This window comes from Mycetohabitans rhizoxinica HKI 454, from assembly GCF_000198775.1.
Taxonomy (GTDB): domain Bacteria; phylum Pseudomonadota; class Gammaproteobacteria; order Burkholderiales; family Burkholderiaceae; genus Mycetohabitans; species Mycetohabitans rhizoxinica.
Window position 1 is genome coordinate 699,813 of sequence record NC_014722.1, and the last position, 18,347, is coordinate 718,159.

The window sequence follows — 18,347 nt, forward strand, 5'->3', positions numbered from 1 at the left end:
GCTGCCGGAAGTCAATCCATCCTCTACCGGGACCTCGATCGTGATCGGGGTAAGAAAACGCCGGCAAGATGGTCACAGGAGTCAATCATGAATCTGATTGCAAAACTCGAGCAGGAAGAAATCGAGCGCGTGCTCGCGGGCAAGACCATCCCGGCCTTTGCGCCGGGTGACACGGTCGTCGTCAACGTGAACGTGGTCGAAGGCAATCGTAAGCGTGTTCAAGCGTATGAGGGCGTGGTGATTGCGAAGCGCAATCGTGGCCTGAACTCGTCGTTCATCGTCCGCAAGATTTCGTCGGGCGAAGGCGTCGAGCGGACGTTTCAAACGTACTCGCCACTGATCGCAGGCATTGTCGTGAAGCGCCGTGGCGACGTGCGCCGTGCGAAGCTGTACTACCTGCGCGAGCGTTCGGGCAAGTCCGCTCGGATCAAGGAAAAGCTGTCGTACAACAAGGAACGTGCAGCGTCCAAGGAGTAAGGGCAGCACCGGAAAAAAGCACCCCCGCTGGGGTGCTTTTTTCGTTGGTGGTCCTATTGCACCATGAGCCGGCCGATCTTCAATCCTGAGTTACTGCCTGTCGAGTCGAGCGATACGCGCTTGGCGCCGGTCGCTCCGGGCCGGTTGACGCCGCGCGGCTTGCGTGAGCGGTTCCAGCAGGAACTCACCTGGACTGCGGAGCCGCATGAGGTGCGCTGGACACGCGGCGACCCGCGGCAGGCCGCGGTGCTGGTGCCGTTGGTGGTTCGCGACGACGTCACGGTGTTGTTGACGCAGCGCGGAGACATGCTGACCGACCATGCCGGGCAAGTCAGTTTTCCGGGCGGGCGACACGAGCCGGATGACGCAGACGCGACAGCGACGGCCTTGCGTGAGGCACGGGAAGAAGTTGGCCTGCCGGGGGATCGCGTCGAGGTGTTGGGGACATTGCCCGAATACCTGACCGGCACGGGATTTCGCGTCACGCCGGTCGTCGGCTTGGTCCATCCGCCCTTTTCGACAGTGGCCGACGGCTATGAAGTGGCAGAGATTTTCGAGGTGCCGCTCGCCTTTCTAATGGATCCGTCCCATCATCAAGTACGCGTTTTTCGTTCGGAAAATGCCGAGTACCGTTTTTTTGCGATGCCGTACCCACGATTGGACGGCCGCGGTGACTATTTCATCTGGGGCGCCACCGCAGGTATGCTGCGCAACCTGTATCGGTTCCTAGCCGCTTAGCAGCGCGCGTCCCGTCGCGCGCCGCACGGCTGTATCGTATCGTGGCCAGCGTTGTCCATCTGCTGTCTATCGTGTCTACGTAACAAGTTCCAGATCAATGAGCGCCGAGCCAAGGCACTGTGCTATCTTTACGCCATCTTTATCGGTACGCTTGTACCAAACCGTATTACGGCGCTGCGCATGACCTTTTTTTCCGTATTGCTGGCTCTGATCATTGAACAGTTGCGGGCGCTGTCGCCGCACAATCCCGTGTCGATGCTGCTTCACTATCACGCGGCCAGTGCGGGGCAAGCGTTCGATGCCGGCAAGCGCAAGCACGGATTGCTTGCGTGGCTTTCCGTCGCTGTTCCATGGACCTTGGCGGTCGCGCTGATCTACTACCTGTTGTATCGGATCAGTTTTGTACTGGCGTTTCTCTGGAATGTGGTGATCGTCTATTTGACGCTCGGCTTCCGACAATTCAGCCATTATTTCACCGACATTCATCTCGCACTGAACAACGATGACGTGCCGCGCGCGCGTGAAATCCTCGCGCAGTGGACGGGCCTGGACACGGTGGACATGCCGGTTAGCGAGATCGTGCGCCATACGCTGATTCGCGCGGTGATCGCGTCGCACCGGCATGTGTTTGGCGTGTTCTTCTGGTTCGTCGTGCCGCTCGGACCGGCCGGTGCCGTCCTCTATCGGGTGGCTGAGCATTTGGCGCGGACCTGGAACGATACGGTATCGGACCGCACGCCAGCATTCGCCGCGTTTGCGCGGCAGGCGTTCTTTTTCATCGACTGGATGCCGGCGCGGCTGACCGCCATGGGTTTCGCGATCGTGGGCAACTTCGAGGACGCGATTTACGCTTGGCGCAATACCGCGCAGCAGTGGCCGGATCCGAACGAGGGCGTGTTGCTGTCCGCCGGCAGCGGCGCACTAGGGGCACGGCTGGCTGGCCCGCTAGCTGAGCCGTCCAGCGTCGACGCGTTGTCCTCCACCGATGGCAGCCCGGTGCCGGTGGGCGAGGATTGCACGCCGCGGACATTGCAATCGGCGGTGGGCCTCGTCTGGCGCGCCGTCATCCTGTGGATGCTATTGTTGCTGATGCTGACCGTGGCGGTGTGGGTCGGCTAGGCTAGTAGCACTAGCCGCATCGTGACGCACCCGCGCTGCATCAACCGTCGCGTAGATCGCGAGGGGTGCCGCACTGCCAGCACAGCGTGAATTGTGCTTCAAGCGTCTCGCCACAGCGTGGGCAGCGCCATTGCGGCTGTCGAACACCGGCATTGTTCGTCACCGCGAGCAGAATGTGTCGCGCAAGCGGCGCATCGCGCTCATCGACGAGCCATAGCTCCGGCGCGCATTGATCGGCCGGAATCTCGCCGAGCGCCCCGTGCAGATATCGATTGTGCATTTCACAGCGGATGCCTGCGGTCGACAGCACATTGATCCAGTGCTGTGCGATCACCACATTAGGCGCTTTCGTCAGGATGACCATTCAAATCTCCTGCGGCAGTCAACGTGGCATGGCGCGGGCGCGCTGGCATCTACCGGCTCGACGCACGGTATCGAACCACACCCACGGCGTGCTATCGAACCACCTACGGTGCGCTATCGAACCACTCACGGCGTGCTATCGGACCACCTGGCTTGCTTCGTGCAGCAGTTGCGCATACAACGCATGGCGTGCCGGTGCGATGCGGCCTTGCGCCACCGCGTCCAGTATCGCACAGCCCGGCTCGTGCAAATGATGGCAATTGTAGAAGCGGCAACCGCCGAGTAGCGGGCGGAATTCGGGAAAGGCGCGTTCGAGTTGGCCCTCGGTCAAATGATACAGTCCGAACTCCTGAAAACCTGGCGAGTCGATCAACGCCCCACCGCTCGGTAACGTATACCAGCGAGTGAACGTGGTGGTATGACGGCCGCTGTTCAGCGCCGATGAAATGTCGCGCGTCGCGGCGTTCGCGTACGGCACCAGCAGATTCACCAGCGTTGACTTGCCCATACCGGACTGGCCGAGCAGCAGCGTAGCGCGATGGGCGAGCAACGGTGCGAGCGTGGCGTGCGTGGCATCGGCGGCACTGGTCGCGGACACCTCGACGATCCGGTAGCCGAGTGCCGCGTAGGATGCGACACGTTTGCGGGCAAGCGGCAGTGCGGCGAGTAAGTCGGCTTTGTTCAACAGTACCACCGGCTCGAGCTGATGGGCTTCGGCCGCCACCAGCGCGCGGCCAAGTAGGTCCTCGCTGAAATGCGGCTCGGTGGCCAGTACGATCAGCAATTGATCGAGATTGGCGGCAAAGAGCTTCGACTTGAACTGGTCCGAGCGAAACAGCAGGTTGCGTCGTGCATCGGTCGCGACGATGACCCCCTGGTCCGCGGAGGTCGTCTCGAAGCTGACGCGGTCGCCCACGGCGACTTCACTCTTTTTGCCGCGTGGAAAGCACTGCAGTAGCGAGCCACCACTGTCGGGCTGAACCACATAGTGCCGGCCATGTGCGGCGATGACCCGGCCCTTGCCGGGCCCCCCTATCTGGTCGTGATCGTTGCCGCGTTGTGTTGTCGGGCCCGTGTGACGCGGTGCGCCGCGCGCTGCGTGGCTGCTCATGTACGCGCGTGCGCCAGCAGCCGTTCGATGCGCTGCGCCGCGGGCGGGTGGGAGTAATAGAATGCAGAGTAGACCGGGTCGGGCGTCAGCGTCGACGCATTGTCCTGATAGAGCTTGACCAGCGCGCTGATCAAATCCTGCGCGCGTGCCTGCGTCGCAGCGAAGGCGTCGGCCTCGAACTCATGCTTGCGCGACGATAGGCTGGTGAGCGGCGTCACAAAAAACAGGAAGACCGGCATCACGAGACAGAACAGGATCAAGGCAAGTGCGTCGTTCGAGCCGGTCATCGACGGCGTCACGCCCAGGCTCGTGTAGAACCACGGACGTTGGGCGAGCCAGCCGAGCAACGCAAGCAGCACGAATGACAATGCAAATGTGATGATCATGCGTTTCAGCACGTGCCGGTGCTTGAAATGACCGAGTTCGTGCGCCAACACCGCCTCGATCTCGCTGCCATCGAGCCGGCTGAGCAGCGTGTCGAAGAACACGATCCGCTTGGCCGTGCCAAAGCCGGTAAAGTAGGCATTGCCATGCGCGGAGCGCCGGCTGCCGTCCATCACGAACAGCCCTTTGGCGGCGAAGCCGCAGCGGTGCATCAACGACTCGATGCGCTCACGCAACGATGCGTCGGTCAGCGGCTCGAACTTGTTGAACAGCGGCGCGATTACGCTTGGGTATAGGACCAGCACGCCGACGCTGAACGTGACCCAGACGAGCCAAGCCCAGATCCACCACATCGCGCCGGCCTGCTGCATCAGCCACAGCACGACGAACAACAGCGGCAGGCCGATTAGCGCGCCGAGCAACGTTCCCTTCACCAGGTCGGCAAAAAAAAGCTTGCGCGACATCCTGTTGAAGCCGAACCGTGCCTCGATGACAAAGTGCCGCGCATAGTCGAACGGCAAATCGACCAGTCCGATGATGACAGCGACCGTGGTCACCAGCGCAATCTGACCTGCATAGCCGCGACCCAGCCATCCACTGAGCAGGGTATCCAACCATTGCAGGCCGCCCAACAACGTCAACGCGACCAGCAACGCGCCGCCCACGCCGAGCTCCAGCATGGCGAGCCGTGTCAGCGATATCGTATAGTCGGCCGCGCGCTGGTGGGCCTGCAGCGAGATCGTGTCGCGGAATCCGTCCGGGACCGCATGGCGATGGTTGGCGACGTGCCGGATCTGTCGGCTTGCGAGCCACAGCCGGGTGGCGATCATGGCGACGAGCGCGACGACAAAGAGGAACGTAAACATCCGTTATCCGTGGGAACGCTGTAATGCATCTATTCTCGCACGTTCGCCGCGGGTGTCGCCGCTGCGGCGCTTCGGGCAAAATAGCGAGGAATCCATTTTAAGGCGTTTGAATGAGTCCCGACCTGCAGCAACCTGGCGGCCAGCCCGTGTTGGCCAAGAGTGAATTCAACTTGATCTGGCTGGATATGGAGATGACCGGCTTGCTGCCGAACACCGACCGGATCATCGAGGTCGCGGTGGTGGTCACCGATTCGAACCTGACGGTGGTCGTCGAAGGTCCGGTACTGGCGATCCATCAGTCGGATTCGACGCTGGATGCGATGGACCAATGGAACAAGAACACGCATGGCCGCTCGGGCCTGATCGAACGGGTTCGTGCATCGTCGGTCACCGAAGCTGATGCGGCCGCGCAATTGCTCGCGTTCCTGTCGCAATATGTGCCGGCTGGCAAGTCGCCGATGTGTGGCAACTCGATTTGCCAGGACCGTCGTTTCATGGCGCGCTGGATGCCGGAACTCGAGGCGTTCTTTCACTATCGCAATCTCGACGTGAGCACGCTGAAGGAGTTGTGCCGCCGCTGGCAGCCGGCGGTCTACAAGGGATTCCAGAAGCGTGCCTTGCATACCGCGCTGGCCGACATCCATGAGTCGATTGACGAATTGAAGTACTACCGCGAGCATTTCCTGCGCGCGCCCGACGCCGCCGTGATGCCGCAAGTGGGCTGACGAGCCGGCTGCGCCGCACAAGCGGCCGGGTCCGCGCGGCCTGCGCTCAGGTTGCGGCCGGCGGCTTTTGCCGGATCGCGCTCTTGGGCCGGAATGCGATCACATGCGCCGGGTCGGTTTCGATATACGGGCCGCCAATCAGGTCGATGCAGTACGGCACGGCGGCGAAGATGCCATTGACGATCACGTTCCCCTGCGCGTCGCGCACGCCCTCGAGTGTTTCACGGATCGACTTCGGCTGGCCGGGCAGGTTCACAATCAGCGCCGCATGATCGGCCGTTTCGCGAATGACCGCCACTTGGCGCGACAGAATCGCCGTCGGCACGAAATGCAGGCTGATCTGGCGCATTTGCTCGCCAAAACCGGGCATCGTCCGAGTGCCCACCGCCAGCGTGGCCTCCGGCGTGACGTCGCGCCGGGCGGGGCCGGTGCCGCCCGTGGTGAGCACGAGGTCGCAGCGGGCCTCGTCCACAAGCTCGGTCAGCGTGCGTGAGATGGTGGCTGCATCGTCGGCGATCAGCCGCGTGTGTGCCTGCCACGCACTCGTGAGCGTGTCGCTCAGCCATGCCTGTAGCGCGGGGATGCCCTGGTCCTCATAGACGCCGGCACTGGCACGGTCGCTAATCGAAACCAGGCCGACGACCAGTTTGTTGGCACGGTCATGCGGTGTCGTCATCATCTTGCTCGTCGTCGGAAGAAGCGGGGATCCCGGCGTGTTCGGCGCGCGGATCCGCATCACCGGCCACTTCTTTGATCCACTGGAACAGTTCTCTAAAATAGCGCGGCGGCTTGCCTTGGGCCGCCTCGCGCCGCGCATTGCGGATCAGCGTGCGGCCTTGCTGGACGTCGGCGCCCGGATGGGTGCGTAAAAACTCGGTCAACGCCTCGTCGCTCGCGAGCAACTGCGCGCGGGTGCGCTCGATCCAGTGCAATCGCGCCGTCTCGGCTTTGTTCGTGCCGTTATATGTGTCCAGCGCGTTGCGCAGCGCCGCCACGTCGGTGGCTGGCAGGCCGCGCATCAGTCGCCCCACATACTGCAATTGCCGCCGCTTGCCCTCATGGTCGGTGATGCGGCGCGCTTCGCGTATTGCATCGGCTAGGTCCTCGGGTAACGGCATGCGCTTAAGCGCATCCTTGGGCAGGTCAACAATCTCGGCGCCAAGCGCCTGTAGCGCCGTCATTTCCCGTTTGAGTTGCGATTTGCTCGGCCGCGTGTCATCGCGGCCGCCCTGGTGGTCGGCGAGCGGTTGCGGCTGCGTTGCTGTCGTGGTTCGTGTCTTGCGCGTCATGCGCGTATTTTAGCGCGTACCGCGTGCCGTCCTCGCGGTTGGGCAAACGGCTTGTTATGATCGCATCATGAAAACCGAGGATCGAACTGACATGGCAGCACACCAGCGCGTGTTTCCGCACACCCAGGCGCAACTGAAGGACATCGCGGCGGACATACTACGGCACGCAAAAGCGCTCGGCGCAACCGATGCCGCGACCGAGATCTCAGAAGGCGACGGCTTGTCGGTGTCAGTACGGCGAGGCGAGGTCGAGACGATCGAGCACAACCGCGACAAGACGATGGGGGTGACCGTATTCATCGGCAACAAGCGCGGCAACGCGAGCACCTCCGATTTCTCGCCGGCAGCACTGCGTGATACGGTATCGGCCGCGTACAACATCGCGCGGTTTACCGCAGAGGACAACTGCGCCGGGCTTGCCGAAGCGGAGTTGCTCGAGATGCACCCGCTGGATTTGGATTTGTTCCACCCGTGGGAGCTACATGCCGACGACGCGGTCGAGATCGCGCGCCGCGCCGAACAGGCGGCCTTCGACACCGACCCGCGGATCCGCAACAGCGAAGGCGCGAGCGTGTCGGCGCAGCATTCGCAGTTCGTGCTGGCTACCTCCCGCGGTTTTGTCGGCGGCTATCCGTATTCGCGGCACGCTATCGCATGCGCGCCGATTGCCGGCAGCGGCCAGCAGATGCAGCGTGACGACTGGTACACGTCACGCCGCTGCGCAGCGCAATTGGCCTCGCCCGAAGCGGTGGGCCGCTATGCTGCCGAGCGTGCGTTGGCGCGTATCGGCGCGCGCCGGCTCGGGACTCGAAAATGCCCGGTGTTGTTCGAGGCGCCGCTCGCCGTCGGGCTGCTGGGTGCGTTCGTGCAGGCGACCAGCGGCGGGGCGTTATATCGCAAGACGAGCTTTCTGACCGACTCGCTGGGCAAGCCTGTATTCGCGCCGCACGTGCAGGTGCGCGAGGATCCGCATGTGCCCCGCGCGCTGGGCAGTGCCCCGTTTGACGAGGAGGGTGTACGCACCACGCGGCGCGATGTCGTGCGCGACGGCGTCGTACAAGGGTATTTCCTGTCGACGTATTCGGCTCGCAAGCTGGGCATGAAAACTACCGGCAATGCCGGCGGCTCGCACAATCTGTCATTGACCAGCACGTTCACGCGCGAAGACGACGATTTCCGCGCGATGTTGCGCAAGCTCGGCACGGGGCTGCTGTTGACCGAGTTGATGGGGCAGGGGGTGAACTATGTTACGGGCGACTATTCGCGTGGCGCGTCCGGATTCTGGGTCGAGAATGGCCAGATCCAGTATCCGGTCGAGGAGATCACGGTCGCCAGTACGCTGCAGCAGATGTTTGCGCAAATCGTCGCGATCGGCGCCGACAAGATCGTGCGCGGAACGAAAGAAACCGGCTCGGTGCTGATCGAGCAAATGACGATTGCTGGCCAGTGAGTCCCGCGGCGTATCAGCGGATCCTTTCGTATTCGACGAACGCGTAGTCGAAGTCGTTCGGTGGGGCCGCGCGATGGGTTTCGCGCGACACCTCCCGCCAGTGCTCCGGTGACGGCGCGGCAAACGTCGCGTCGCCTTCGAACGCGTGATCGATCTCGGTGACGATCAATCGCCCGGCGCGTCCGATGCCCTCGCGATACAACTGGGCGCCGCCGATCAGGTAGGCAAGCGGTGCATGCAGCGTTTCGCACAGCGCGAGCGCCGCGTCCAGGCTCGTGACGGTGTCACAGCCCTCGAAACGTCGCGTCGCATCGTGCGTCACGACGATGTTGCGGCGGCCCGGCAGCGCGCGCCCAATCGACTCGTGGGTCTTGCGCCCCATGATCAGCGGCGCACCCATCGTGGTGCGCTTAAAGTGCGCAAGATCCTCGGGCAGCCGCCATGGCAGCGCGTTGTCGCGTCCGATCACGCCGTTGCGTGCGCGCGCGACGATCAGGTAAAGCGTCGTCATTGATCCACCGTGAGTTGGACAGGCAGGGGCGCGGGGCTCGCCCCGCGTGCCCGATTGTAGCTGACTGCGGCTCAGCATTCGGCGAGCGGCGGCGGACATGAACACGGCCGTCGCGGTTGACGCCGCTGGCCGGCCCGGGCTGGGATCGCTCACCCCCCGGTGCCGTCAGGCTACACCGCGATCGGTGCGGCAATATGGGGATGCGGGTCGTAGCCGGCGATCTCGAAGTCTTCGAAACGGTAATCGAACAGGGTGTCCGGCTCTCGCTTGATGATCAGCCGGGGTAGCGGCCGTGGCGTGCGGGTGAGCTGCAGCCGGGCCTGTTCGACGTGGTTCAGGTACAGGTGAGCGTCACCGATTGAATGGACGATTTCGCCGGGCTGCAAGCCCAGTTGCTGCGCGATCATATGGGTGAGAAACGCCACCGACGCGCAGTTATATGGGATGCCGAGGAACCAATCGCCGGAACGCTGGGTCAGCATGCAGCTCAGCTTGCCCTCGGCGATGTAGAACTGGTACAGGATGTGACACGGCGGCAGCGACATGCGGCCCTCCAGCGCATTTTGCTCGGGGGACTTCGACTCGTCGGGCAGAAACGACACGTTCCATGCGTTAAGGATGTGCCGGCGGCTGTCCGGCTTCGTGCGCAGCGAGTCGAGCAGCGCCTGTACCTGGTCGGTCCGGGTGCCGTCGGGATTGCGCCACGACCGCCACTGCGCGCCGTACACGGGGCCGAGTTCGCCGTCGGGCGTGGCCCATTCGTCCCAGATCGTCACACCGTTCTCATGCAGGTAGCGGATGTTCGTATCCCCGCGCAGGAACCATAGCAACTCGTGCAGGATCGAGCGCACGTGCAGTTTCTTGGTGGTCAGCAGCGGGAAACCGGTGGATAAGTCATGCCGGTACGACACGCCGAACAGTGAGCGCGTGCCCGTGCCGGTGCGGTCGCTCTTGAGCGTGCCGCGTTCGAGCAGATCCTTGAGAATAGACAGGTACGGTGCATCCATGGTCTGGAACCGGGTTGCAGGCCCGGTCGGGGAAAGTGGCTGGAAACGGCAAATGCACTATTTTACGTGACCGGGGAAAACGCGCCGGTTGAACTCAAATCGTGTGCTTGTCCAGCCATCGCCGTCATGCGGTCGTTGTGTCGAAAGAACGCTTTGCGCTGCTTGCCGTGGCCTGCGTGGCCGTGTGTTGCAGCGGCTGCGCGCGGCCGGACAGCAGGTCGGTTCGGCTAGTCGCGCGTGCCGACCATGTCCCGCGGTCGAACCCACTCATCGAACTGCTCAGAAGTCAGATAGCCGAGCGCCAGCGCGGCGGCCTTCAGCGTGGTGCCTTCGTGGTGTGCCTTCTTGGCGATGTGTGCCGCCTTGTCATAGCCGATGTGCGGGTTCAGCGCGGTGACCAGCATCAGCGACTCGTTGAGCAGCGCGTCGATCCGTGCCCGGTTTGGCTCGATGCCGCTCGCGCAGTGATCGTTGAAGCTCAGCATGCCGTCGGTCAGCAGCCGAATCGATTGCAGCACATTGTGCGCAATCATTGGCCGGAAAACGTTGAGTTCAAAATTGCCGCTCGCGCCGCCGAAATTGACGGCGACGTCATTGCCAAAGACCTGGCAGCACAGCATCGTCAGCGCTTCTGCCTGGGTTGGATTGACCTTGCCCGGCATGATCGAGCTGCCCGGCTCGTTTTCGGGGATTGTGATCTCACCCAACCCGCAGCGGGGTCCCGACGCGAGCCAGCGGATGTCGTTGGCGATCTTCATCAGGCTGGCGGCGAGCGTTTTCAGCGCGCCGTGTGCGGCCACCAGCGCGTCGGCTGCGGCCATCACCTCGAACTTGTTTGGTGCGGTGACGAACGGCAGTCCGGTGAGCCGGCCGATGGCTGCAGCGACCTTTTGCGCGAATTGCGGATGGGCGTTCAATCCGGTGCCGACTGCGGTGCCGCCAAGCGCGAGTTCGTACAGATGGGGCAGCGTCGCGTCCAGATGGCGCATCCCCTGGTCGAGTTGGGCGATGTAGCCTGAAAACTCCTGGCCCAGCGTCAGCGGCGTGGCATCCTGCAGGTGCGTGCGGCCAATCTTCACGATGTCGGCAAAAGCGGCGCACTTGTGCGCGAGCGTGTCGCGCAGCTTAATCAGCGCCGGCTTGAGCCGTGTCACGATGCCTTGCGCGGCGGCGATATGCATCGCGGTCGGGAACACGTCGTTGGACGACTGGCCGCGATTCACGTCGTCGTTCGGATGCACCAGGCGCGCCTCGCCGCGTTCACCGCCCAGATGCTCGCTCGCGCGGTTGGCGATCACCTCGTTCAGGTTCATGTTAGTTTGCGTACCTGAACCCGTTTGCCAAACCGCTAGCGGGAATTGCGCCGCGTGCTCGCCGGCGAGGATCTCATCTGCCACGGCAATGATTGCGCTTGCCTTGTCGGCGGGCAGCACGCCAAGCGCTTCGTTGACTTCAGCTGCGGCGCGTTTGACGATCGCCAGCGCGTGAATTAGCTCCGCTGGCTGCTTCTCCGTGGAGATCTTGAAATGTTGCAGCGATCGTTGAGTTTGCGCCCCCCACAGCCGGTCGGCAGGCACGGCGATGGCGCCAAACGTGTCGCGTTCCATCCTGACGTTCTCTGTCATTTTATGCTCCAGCAATGCGGACACGGGGTCCATGGTGATCGAACAGGGCTGCCGTGGTGGCCGTTCACAGTTGTTCACGCAGCGGCAGGACGAAAAACAAACCGGTGAGCACATTGCGTGCGAGGCCGGCGTTCGGGTCGAAGTTGTACGTGACGACATGCCCATCCTCGACGTCGGTCCAGATGAGCGGTGAAGCCGGCGCGCCGATGGTGCGCAACTGGGCCTGTTCCTCGGGCGTGGCCAGGCGCAGCTGGTAGCTGAATGCGGGGGCGATCGCGCGTTCGAACAGCCGCGCCTGCTGCTCGGCGAGCGCCTTGCTATGGATGAACAACGCTAACTCCGTATTCAAATGGATTGAGCGAGGGTCGAGGTTCATCGAGCCGATGACCAGTGTCTCGCGATCGATCACATAGGCTTTCGTGTGCAGGCTCGAGCGGGAGCGGGAGCCGCTGATGCCGGGCGTTGCACGGCCGTTGCGCGCGGTCGACTTGAATTCGTAGAGCTGTGCGCCGGCGCGCAACAGCGGTTCGCGGTACGGTGCATAGCCTGCCTGCACGGCGGGGGCGTCGGTCGCTGCTAGCGAATTAGTCAGTACCGCCACCCGCACGCCACGGCCGACCAATTGACGCGTCAAGGCGACGACGCTATCGTGGGGCACGAAGTACGGCGAAATCGCCAGCACTTCGCTGCGCGCGGCAAGAACCCGTTCCATCAGGCGCTTGATCGGTGCACTCTCATAGTGCCCGACCGGCAGCTTCGCCTTGCGCGGGGAATCAACAGCGAGTTGTGCAGGCGCCCACGTCAGGCCCAACTGGCCAAGACGGATCTGCTGCGCGAGCGGCGTCGCATTCAGCGGCCTTGCGCCGAACGCATTGGCAGCCTGCCGCCAGTGCTGACGCAACTCCACGCGCACCTTCTCGATATCGCGCGCAGCGAAGTGCTGCCGGTTCAGCGCCTTGAGTGGATAGGCCAGGTCGCTGTTCCAGTACTCGTCAAAGCTTGCCGAGATCCCAGCGACGATCGGGCCGGCGGCGAACACGTCCAGATCTCGGAAGTCCAGATCTGCGCTGGCGTTGAAGTAGGCATCGCCAAGATTGCGTCCGCCGATGATCGCGATCTGGTTGTCGGCGATCATCGCCTTGTTATGCATCCGGTGTGTCAGCTTGTCTAGGTTCGTCAGCAGGTTCGCCATTTTGTCCAGCAAGCCGGCATCGGCGCACGAGAACGGATTGAACACACGGATCTCGATGCTCGAATGCAGGTTCAGCGCGGCCATCGTCTTGTCGATGTCCTTAAAATTCAAGTCATCGACCAGCATGCGCACGCGCACGCCATGATCGGCCGCGTAAAGCGCCGTGGCCAGCAGCAGCTTGCCAGTGTTGTCTTTTTCAGCGATGTAGTACTGCAAATCCAATGTGCGCGTGGCCGCGTGCGCGAGTGCAATGCGCATTCGCAGCGCGTCGGTGCCGTCGGCGAGCAAGCGGAATCCGTCCAGGCCGCCATGGGCCGACGAGGCTGCCCGCACGACACGTGACAGTGGCGTGACGGTGTCGCCAGACAGCGCACGGGTCACCGGCGCTGCACGTGCACCAGGCTGCGGCAGATGCGTCGTGCAGCCGGCACACAGCATCGATGAAATCGCGAGCAGCAGCATGGCCAGCAGCATCGCCCGCCGTCGTGCCGCCGCGCCGGTCGTAGCCACATATGTCGCCGTGACCGGCTGGCGCATCCGGGGGACCCGGGTGTGAGCCGGAAGGCCCATGGTTCGACACCCGCTTGCGCTCACGTTTGCTCCGATCTGGCCGGCGCTCGCCGGCGTATTGGTTGCAGCCCGCCGGTACTCGAGCGGTGCCGTCTGCTGCCGCGCCGCTTCACGCTGTACCCCGCTGTGCACTGCTGCATGGCGCTGAGTGGCGCTGCGCGCGGCGGTTCCGCGCGGATATTCATTTTATTTGAATTTGGCCCGTTGCCGGTATGGCTTGCCGGCTGGTGTGCGCGTGACGCGCGGGCGTCGCCGGGGCGATCCGCCACGCCGTTATGCCGCGGGGCCACGTCCAAGCGCTCGGCTTTTCCAGTAAAACCGGGCGACCATTAGGCACGCGACCGTAGCCAGCCCCGCGGCCAGGCCCCACCATAATCCCTTCGCGCCTAGGCCGGCATGGAAGGTGAGCCAATAGCCGGTCGGATAGCCGATGCCCCAGTAGCCGGTGGCGGCCAGCAGCATGGGCACGCGCGTGTCGCGCAGTCCACGCAGGCAACCGGCTCCAACGGTTTGTAGTCCGTCCACGATCTGGAACACGGCTGCCACCGCCAGCAGCGACGCGGCCAGCGAGATCGTCGCCGCATTGGACGGCTCCTGCGGGTTTAGATAAAGCGCGATGATGCCGTGCGGCACCCACGTTATCACGGCGCCGGACGCCGCCATGAAGCCGCCCCCCAGCGCCAGCGCGACGAACCCGGCGCGGCGGGCCTCGACGGGATGGCGTGCGCCCGCCCAGTACCCGACCCGAACATTGGCGGCCTGCGCAATGGCCAGCGGCACCATGAAAGTGATCGATGCGACGTTCAGCGCAATCTGGTGCGCCGCGAGGGCGGCTGCGCCGAGTGTGCCCACTGCCAGACTCGTCGCGAGGAACAGCATCGTCTCGACACCGTACGTCACGGCGACCGGCCAGCCAACTGAGAGCAATTCGGACATCACGGACCAGCGCGGGCGGCGCGAGCCGGCGACGAAGGGCCGGAATCGCTCGGGCAGGTGCAACAGCGCGAGCAGCACGAGCGCGGTCAGCCAGATCGTGATCGTCGTGGCCGCCGCGGAGCCGAGAAACCCCATGCGCGGCAAGCCCCACGCGCCCTGGATCAACCCGTAGTTCAAGAAGCCGTTCAACGCGACGCCCCCCACCGATACCCACAACAGCCGTCGCGCTGCGCCGATCGCTGGCAGGAACGCGCGCATCATGCCGATGCCGATCAGGCTGCCCAGTGCCGCCCAACGCAACACGCGCGCGTATTGGCCGACAGGTTCAGCCAACGCCGACGGCTGGCCTGCTGCTACCAGCAGCGGTGTTGCGAAGCTCAGCAGCACGAATGCCGGCACCGCCAGTACCAGCGATAGCGCAAGGCCCGTCCAGTAGATCGACGGCACGCGATGCTCTGCCTGGGCTCCGCGCGCTTGTGCGACCGTCACGCTGACCGACTGGAGCACGCCTTGTAGCAGGGTCATGGTAGTGAAAAACAGCGCGGCGCCGAGTCCGCCGGCTGCCAGCGCGTCGGGACCCAGCGAGCCAAGCAGGATCGTGTCGGTGACGCCCATCGCCATTTGCGACAGCTGCGCGATGGCGAGCGGCGCTGCCAGGCGCGCCGTCTCGGTCGCATGATGGGCGAGCGTAGGCTTGCCGTGATGGCGTGCCGGCGTGCGCTGGGCAGTACCAATATGGGTCATTAAAAGCGAATCGGAAGTTAATTACTCATCTTTCATCTTAACAGCGTACTCTACTGAGGAAAAAGCCCCGGTTTGGTGTGTCCGCAATACGAAATGACGGGGTCGGTCGTCGGTTGTAAGTAAACGCTGGTAAACGAAACGACAGGTAACAATCCAAACCGTGGCGAACCTCCCGCTGTAGCGCGGGTCAGTTCAAAGGTCCGATGCGTGCACGCTGTGCCAGGTTGTCACGCACGGGCACGTCGGCAGGCGCGTGGGAGTCGTTGCCCATGCGGCCTTGCGCCGTTTCATTGATCGACTTCGTAGGGAGGCATCCAATGACTGCAATTCGTCAAATCCGTTGTATCACGCTGGGCGCTGCGCTGGCCGCCGCCACTGTTGCCGCCTTTGCGCAAGCGCCGGTTCAAGGCGGCGGCGAGACCGCTGGTGTAGCCGTTGGCGTGGGCGCGCACAGCGCGGATTCCACGACGGGCAGCGGTGGCACGGGCACCGGCCAGCGTATTGTCGCACCGGGCCCAGTCGATCCGCTCGTGCAGAAGCGCGATGCGGAAGCGGCAGCCAACGCGGAGTACAGCGCCAACAAAAAGGCGCTCAAGCAGGAGTACCATAGCCAGTTGAAGGCGGCCAAGCAACAGCGCAAGGCGGCCAAGCGAGATGCGGCCCAGACGCTCAATGAGCAAACGGGCGGCGCGGCGGCCGACAAGGGCGCGCAAAACTGATTGGCGTTGCGGGTGGCGCCGCCGTCGCCGGTGCGCGCCAACCCGTCGCCTGCTGCGCCGACCTCCTTGGAGTGGCCCGGCATCGGCCCGGCGATTGCCGCACGAGTCCTCGATGGGCTGGCGGCGGCGTTGTCCCCGATGGGCTGGCGGTGGCGTTTGATCCGTCGCGCACATTGGCCGACTGCATCCTGCCCGCGCGTGGTTGGCAAGTGCCGCGCTGATCGTCGGCTTACGCGCGCAGCACGGCGGCCGGCCCGGCGCGCTCATTGCGGTGCACCACTGGTACGAGCCTGCGGCGCACCGCTGGTACGAGCCGATGCTGCGGTCCCACTATGACGACGCGGCGGCCCGCACGGTCAAGCTTGCGCAACTTGCGCAGTTTGCCGCCCGTTATTTCTAGGCGGAGCGGCTCCTGACCGAACTGACGCTTGATCCGCCCGAGGCGACGAGCGGGGAGGTCGGCATGCCGCAGCACTTTTCTCTTTTCAGCAGACGCCCGGGGATCGGCACGTGTATGCACCACGCACGTGCTTTATCTTGGCTCAATGGCTGCACTACTTCGATTCGTACAGCTGGCCTGCGAGACTGTGCCAATAGCGCGCGGTGTCGGCCGCAGGAGGATCGGCACCGGGCATGGGTCATCTGAGCGGGATGGATTGACCCTGCACCGGTACAGCCGTCACGCTGTTCTTCGCACTGCCAGACACGACGCGATCGCTGTAGGTCAGATAGACCAGCGCATTACGCTTGCGGTCGACTACGCGCACGACATGCAATGTTTTGAAGATCAGCGATATCCGTTCCGAAAAGATGTCGGCTTGCAGCGGCAGTGGCACCTTGAATTGCAGGGCGGCAACCTGTCGGCAGGCAATCGACGTTTCGGTCGGATCCTCGGCAACGCCCAGCGTGCCCTTAACCCCGCCGGTACGCGCGCGCGACACGTAACAAGTGACACCGTTGACGGCTGGGTCGTCATAGGCTTCGACCACGACCCGGTCCGATCCGGTAATCCGGAAATTCGTATTGACCCTGCCAATTTCTTCTGCGTCGGTCGGCGCGCACCAGCACAGCAGTGCGGCGGCGGCCAGCGCGATACCCGTTGTCGTTCGCTTGATGCTTGACGAAGCCATCGCAAGGTCCGCCCGCACGGCGTTCGGCGCGCGGACCTGAGCAGCGGCGACGGCGGTGGCTGGATCGGACGCCGTGCGCGCCCTCCCTGGGGCGTCAGGCGGTCGGGCGGGGAAGAACGCAAAGCACGGTATCGAAAGGCAGGACGGCGTCATGGTCACCCGCAACAAGTTAGCGATCCCGGGCAGCGCACGGGTATATTTTCCAATTTACCACCAATGTCGCAACGATCGACACCGATGACGCGAGTAACCTCGTGTAACGTGAAACCGGCCCCGGCGTTTTTGGCCAACGGAGCGGCGCCGCCGTTCTTCCGTTACGCTATGGCCTCAGTTCGCTGCGCATGCGGGCCGCAACAAGTATGCGGCGTCATGCCATGCATGCGGCGCTGATCGAAACCGCCATTTTTCTTGTTTGCCACCATGCGTGTGTTCAACCGATTGTCGCTTTGTTCCGTCAACATTCCGCTTCCGTATCGGCGTGCGCCGCGTCAGCCTTCTCCTGGTGGTGCACCGCGCCGCGGGCACTCGAGTGCCGCTCTGCTCGCCTACGCGGGCGTCGCGGCCCTCGCGTTGAGCTTGCCAGTTGTAGCGTGGGCACAAAACAAGCCTGGCGTGCCGGGCGGTATCCTGATCGATCAGTTTCGCTTCAACGAGCACCCGCAGATGCAGTTTGCCGCTTCTGCGCCGGACCCGAAGTTCCAACATGGTTCGCCGGACGAGCGGCGGCGGCGGGCCGATCGCGGCGATCCGTCCGGCGATGCGTGCAATCTGAAGTGCGGCAAATGAGCCGATCAGCGCGCCGCAGCACCGGTAAGCTGGTGAGTTGTGGGTAAGCTGGGGATAACTGGCCTGCTCGCGGTGCATAACTCCGTGGAAAACCGCTGGATAACGCGTGGACAACCTGGGCGGCGGCGTGAGCCGTACGGGGCGGCGTGTGGCTAGATACTTAGCGGCGCGCCGCGCGTAGGGTTATCCAAACATCGGCCGCTGGTTCGCAGATGTCGGCATGGTTGAGCAAACCTGTGCACAGGTGCTGCCGGTGACAAGTCATTGATAGCACCGTGGGCCTTAACCAGCCCGATTCAATTGGAGCACATATAGTCGCAGGTGTCCGTAGCCAACCGGTTAGGGGGTGACCATAGATTCTGTGTGCTGAGGTCGGTTAAAAAATCTTAGCTGATGGCGCAAGTGAATCGTTCGCCGAACAGGATCGCGAACTAATTGGCGGCTTGCTGCCAGGTGATAGGTGGCATCTTCCAGTCCTTTTCGATGTTGCGCAAGGCCAGATTAGCGTTTGTAACTGGCATGATGAACCGATGCCCCGCGTGTTCCCGCCGCGAAGTTTTAGGCGTATGGTACGACCATCCGGGACAGGGGCATCGGGGAGCACT

Annotated in this window: 19 protein-coding genes; 8 read left to right on the plus strand and 11 right to left on the minus strand. The window is 63.5% G+C overall.

Annotated features, from left to right (window positions below; translation table 11 throughout):
• The first annotated feature begins 87 nt into the window (after positions 1-87).
• The 3 genes from rplS (at position 88) to RBRH_RS03100 (ending at position 2,334) form a co-directional block, all read left to right on the plus strand.
• Positions 88-477, plus strand: a complete 390-nt coding sequence (rplS, locus tag RBRH_RS03090; RefSeq protein WP_041753143.1) for a 50S ribosomal protein L19 — start codon at positions 88-90, stop codon at positions 475-477.
• A gap of 63 nt (positions 478-540) precedes the next feature.
• Complete coding sequence (locus tag RBRH_RS03095; protein ID WP_013434493.1) at positions 541-1,215, plus strand: CoA pyrophosphatase; 675 nt, start codon at positions 541-543, stop codon at positions 1,213-1,215.
• A 180-nt stretch (positions 1,216-1,395) separates the two neighbouring features.
• Positions 1,396-2,334, plus strand: a complete 939-nt coding sequence (locus RBRH_RS03100) for a CobD/CbiB family protein (protein ID WP_041753145.1) — start codon at positions 1,396-1,398, stop codon at positions 2,332-2,334.
• A gap of 40 nt (positions 2,335-2,374) precedes the next feature.
• On the opposite strand, the gene RBRH_RS03105 is transcribed toward RBRH_RS03100, so the two are convergent.
• From RBRH_RS03105 to RBRH_RS03115, 3 genes are all read right to left on the minus strand, one after another.
• Positions 2,375-2,698, minus strand: coding sequence for a putative signal transducing protein (locus RBRH_RS03105; RefSeq protein ID WP_013434495.1), 324 nt, complete (start codon positions 2,696-2,698; stop codon positions 2,375-2,377).
• Between the two features lie 135 nt (positions 2,699-2,833).
• Entirely contained in the window at positions 2,834-3,808 is a 975-nt protein-coding gene (gene rsgA, locus RBRH_RS03110) for a ribosome small subunit-dependent GTPase A (RefSeq protein WP_013434496.1), read from the minus strand.
• A complete protein-coding gene (locus RBRH_RS03115; RefSeq protein WP_013434497.1) occupies positions 3,805-5,058 on the minus strand; it encodes a M48 family metallopeptidase in 1,254 nt (417 codons plus the stop codon). Before RBRH_RS03115 ends, rsgA begins: the two co-directional genes overlap by 4 nt.
• Before the next feature lie 110 nt (positions 5,059-5,168).
• Between RBRH_RS03115 and orn the strand changes: the two genes are divergently transcribed.
• A complete protein-coding gene (orn, locus tag RBRH_RS03120) occupies positions 5,169-5,783 on the plus strand; it encodes an oligoribonuclease (RefSeq protein WP_013434498.1) in 615 nt (204 codons plus the stop codon).
• Between the two features lie 46 nt (positions 5,784-5,829).
• On the opposite strand, the gene mog is transcribed toward orn, so the two are convergent.
• On the minus strand, positions 5,830-6,462 hold the full coding sequence (mog, locus tag RBRH_RS03125; protein WP_370645063.1) for a molybdopterin adenylyltransferase: 633 nt from the start codon (positions 6,460-6,462) through the stop codon (positions 5,830-5,832).
• The gene (gene yjgA / locus RBRH_RS03130) at positions 6,443-7,072 is read right to left on the minus strand and encodes a ribosome biogenesis factor YjgA (protein ID WP_041753148.1); all 630 of its coding nucleotides are present in this window, start codon (positions 7,070-7,072) and stop codon (positions 6,443-6,445) included. The genes mog and yjgA overlap by 20 nt, the downstream gene beginning before the upstream one ends.
• A gap of 67 nt (positions 7,073-7,139) precedes the next feature.
• On the opposite strand from yjgA, the gene pmbA reads away from it, so the two are divergent.
• Complete coding sequence (gene pmbA, locus RBRH_RS03135) at positions 7,140-8,522, plus strand: metalloprotease PmbA (RefSeq protein ID WP_013434500.1); 1,383 nt, start codon at positions 7,140-7,142, stop codon at positions 8,520-8,522.
• Positions 8,523-8,535: 13 nt separating this feature from the next.
• On the opposite strand, the gene RBRH_RS03140 is transcribed toward pmbA, so the two are convergent.
• From RBRH_RS03140 to RBRH_RS03160, 5 genes are all read right to left on the minus strand, one after another.
• On the minus strand, positions 8,536-9,033 hold the full coding sequence (locus RBRH_RS03140) for a dihydrofolate reductase (RefSeq protein ID WP_041753151.1): 498 nt from the start codon (positions 9,031-9,033) through the stop codon (positions 8,536-8,538).
• Between the two features lie 170 nt (positions 9,034-9,203).
• Entirely contained in the window at positions 9,204-10,040 is an 837-nt protein-coding gene (locus tag RBRH_RS03145) for a thymidylate synthase (RefSeq protein ID WP_013434502.1), read from the minus strand.
• Positions 10,041-10,267: 227 nt separating this feature from the next.
• Complete coding sequence (gene fumC, locus RBRH_RS03150; protein ID WP_041753153.1) at positions 10,268-11,665, minus strand: class II fumarate hydratase; 1,398 nt, start codon at positions 11,663-11,665, stop codon at positions 10,268-10,270.
• Between the two features lie 64 nt (positions 11,666-11,729).
• The gene (locus tag RBRH_RS03155) at positions 11,730-13,331 is read right to left on the minus strand and encodes a phospholipase D family protein (RefSeq protein ID WP_370645064.1); all 1,602 of its coding nucleotides are present in this window, start codon (positions 13,329-13,331) and stop codon (positions 11,730-11,732) included.
• A gap of 369 nt (positions 13,332-13,700) precedes the next feature.
• The gene (locus RBRH_RS03160) at positions 13,701-15,107 is read right to left on the minus strand and encodes an MATE family efflux transporter (RefSeq protein ID WP_013434506.1); all 1,407 of its coding nucleotides are present in this window, start codon (positions 15,105-15,107) and stop codon (positions 13,701-13,703) included.
• 317 nt (positions 15,108-15,424) lie between these two features.
• Here RBRH_RS03160 and RBRH_RS03165 point away from each other — a divergent pair, with 317 nt between their 5' ends.
• A complete protein-coding gene (locus RBRH_RS03165) occupies positions 15,425-15,826 on the plus strand; it encodes a hypothetical protein (RefSeq protein ID WP_049786350.1) in 402 nt (133 codons plus the stop codon).
• 202 nt (positions 15,827-16,028) lie between these two features.
• Complete coding sequence (locus RBRH_RS03170; protein WP_041753154.1) at positions 16,029-16,226, plus strand: hypothetical protein; 198 nt, start codon at positions 16,029-16,031, stop codon at positions 16,224-16,226.
• A 238-nt stretch (positions 16,227-16,464) separates the two neighbouring features.
• Here RBRH_RS03170 and RBRH_RS03175 read toward each other — a convergent pair whose 3' ends face one another.
• The gene (locus tag RBRH_RS03175; protein ID WP_370645065.1) at positions 16,465-16,941 is read right to left on the minus strand and encodes a CreA family protein; all 477 of its coding nucleotides are present in this window, start codon (positions 16,939-16,941) and stop codon (positions 16,465-16,467) included.
• A 552-nt stretch (positions 16,942-17,493) separates the two neighbouring features.
• Between RBRH_RS03175 and RBRH_RS03180 the strand changes: the two genes are divergently transcribed.
• Positions 17,494-17,742 carry a hypothetical protein gene (locus tag RBRH_RS03180; protein ID WP_041754091.1) on the plus strand — a complete coding sequence of 83 codons (249 nt, stop codon included), beginning with the start codon at positions 17,494-17,496 and terminating at the stop codon, positions 17,740-17,742.
• Positions 17,743-18,347 lie beyond the last annotated feature (605 nt).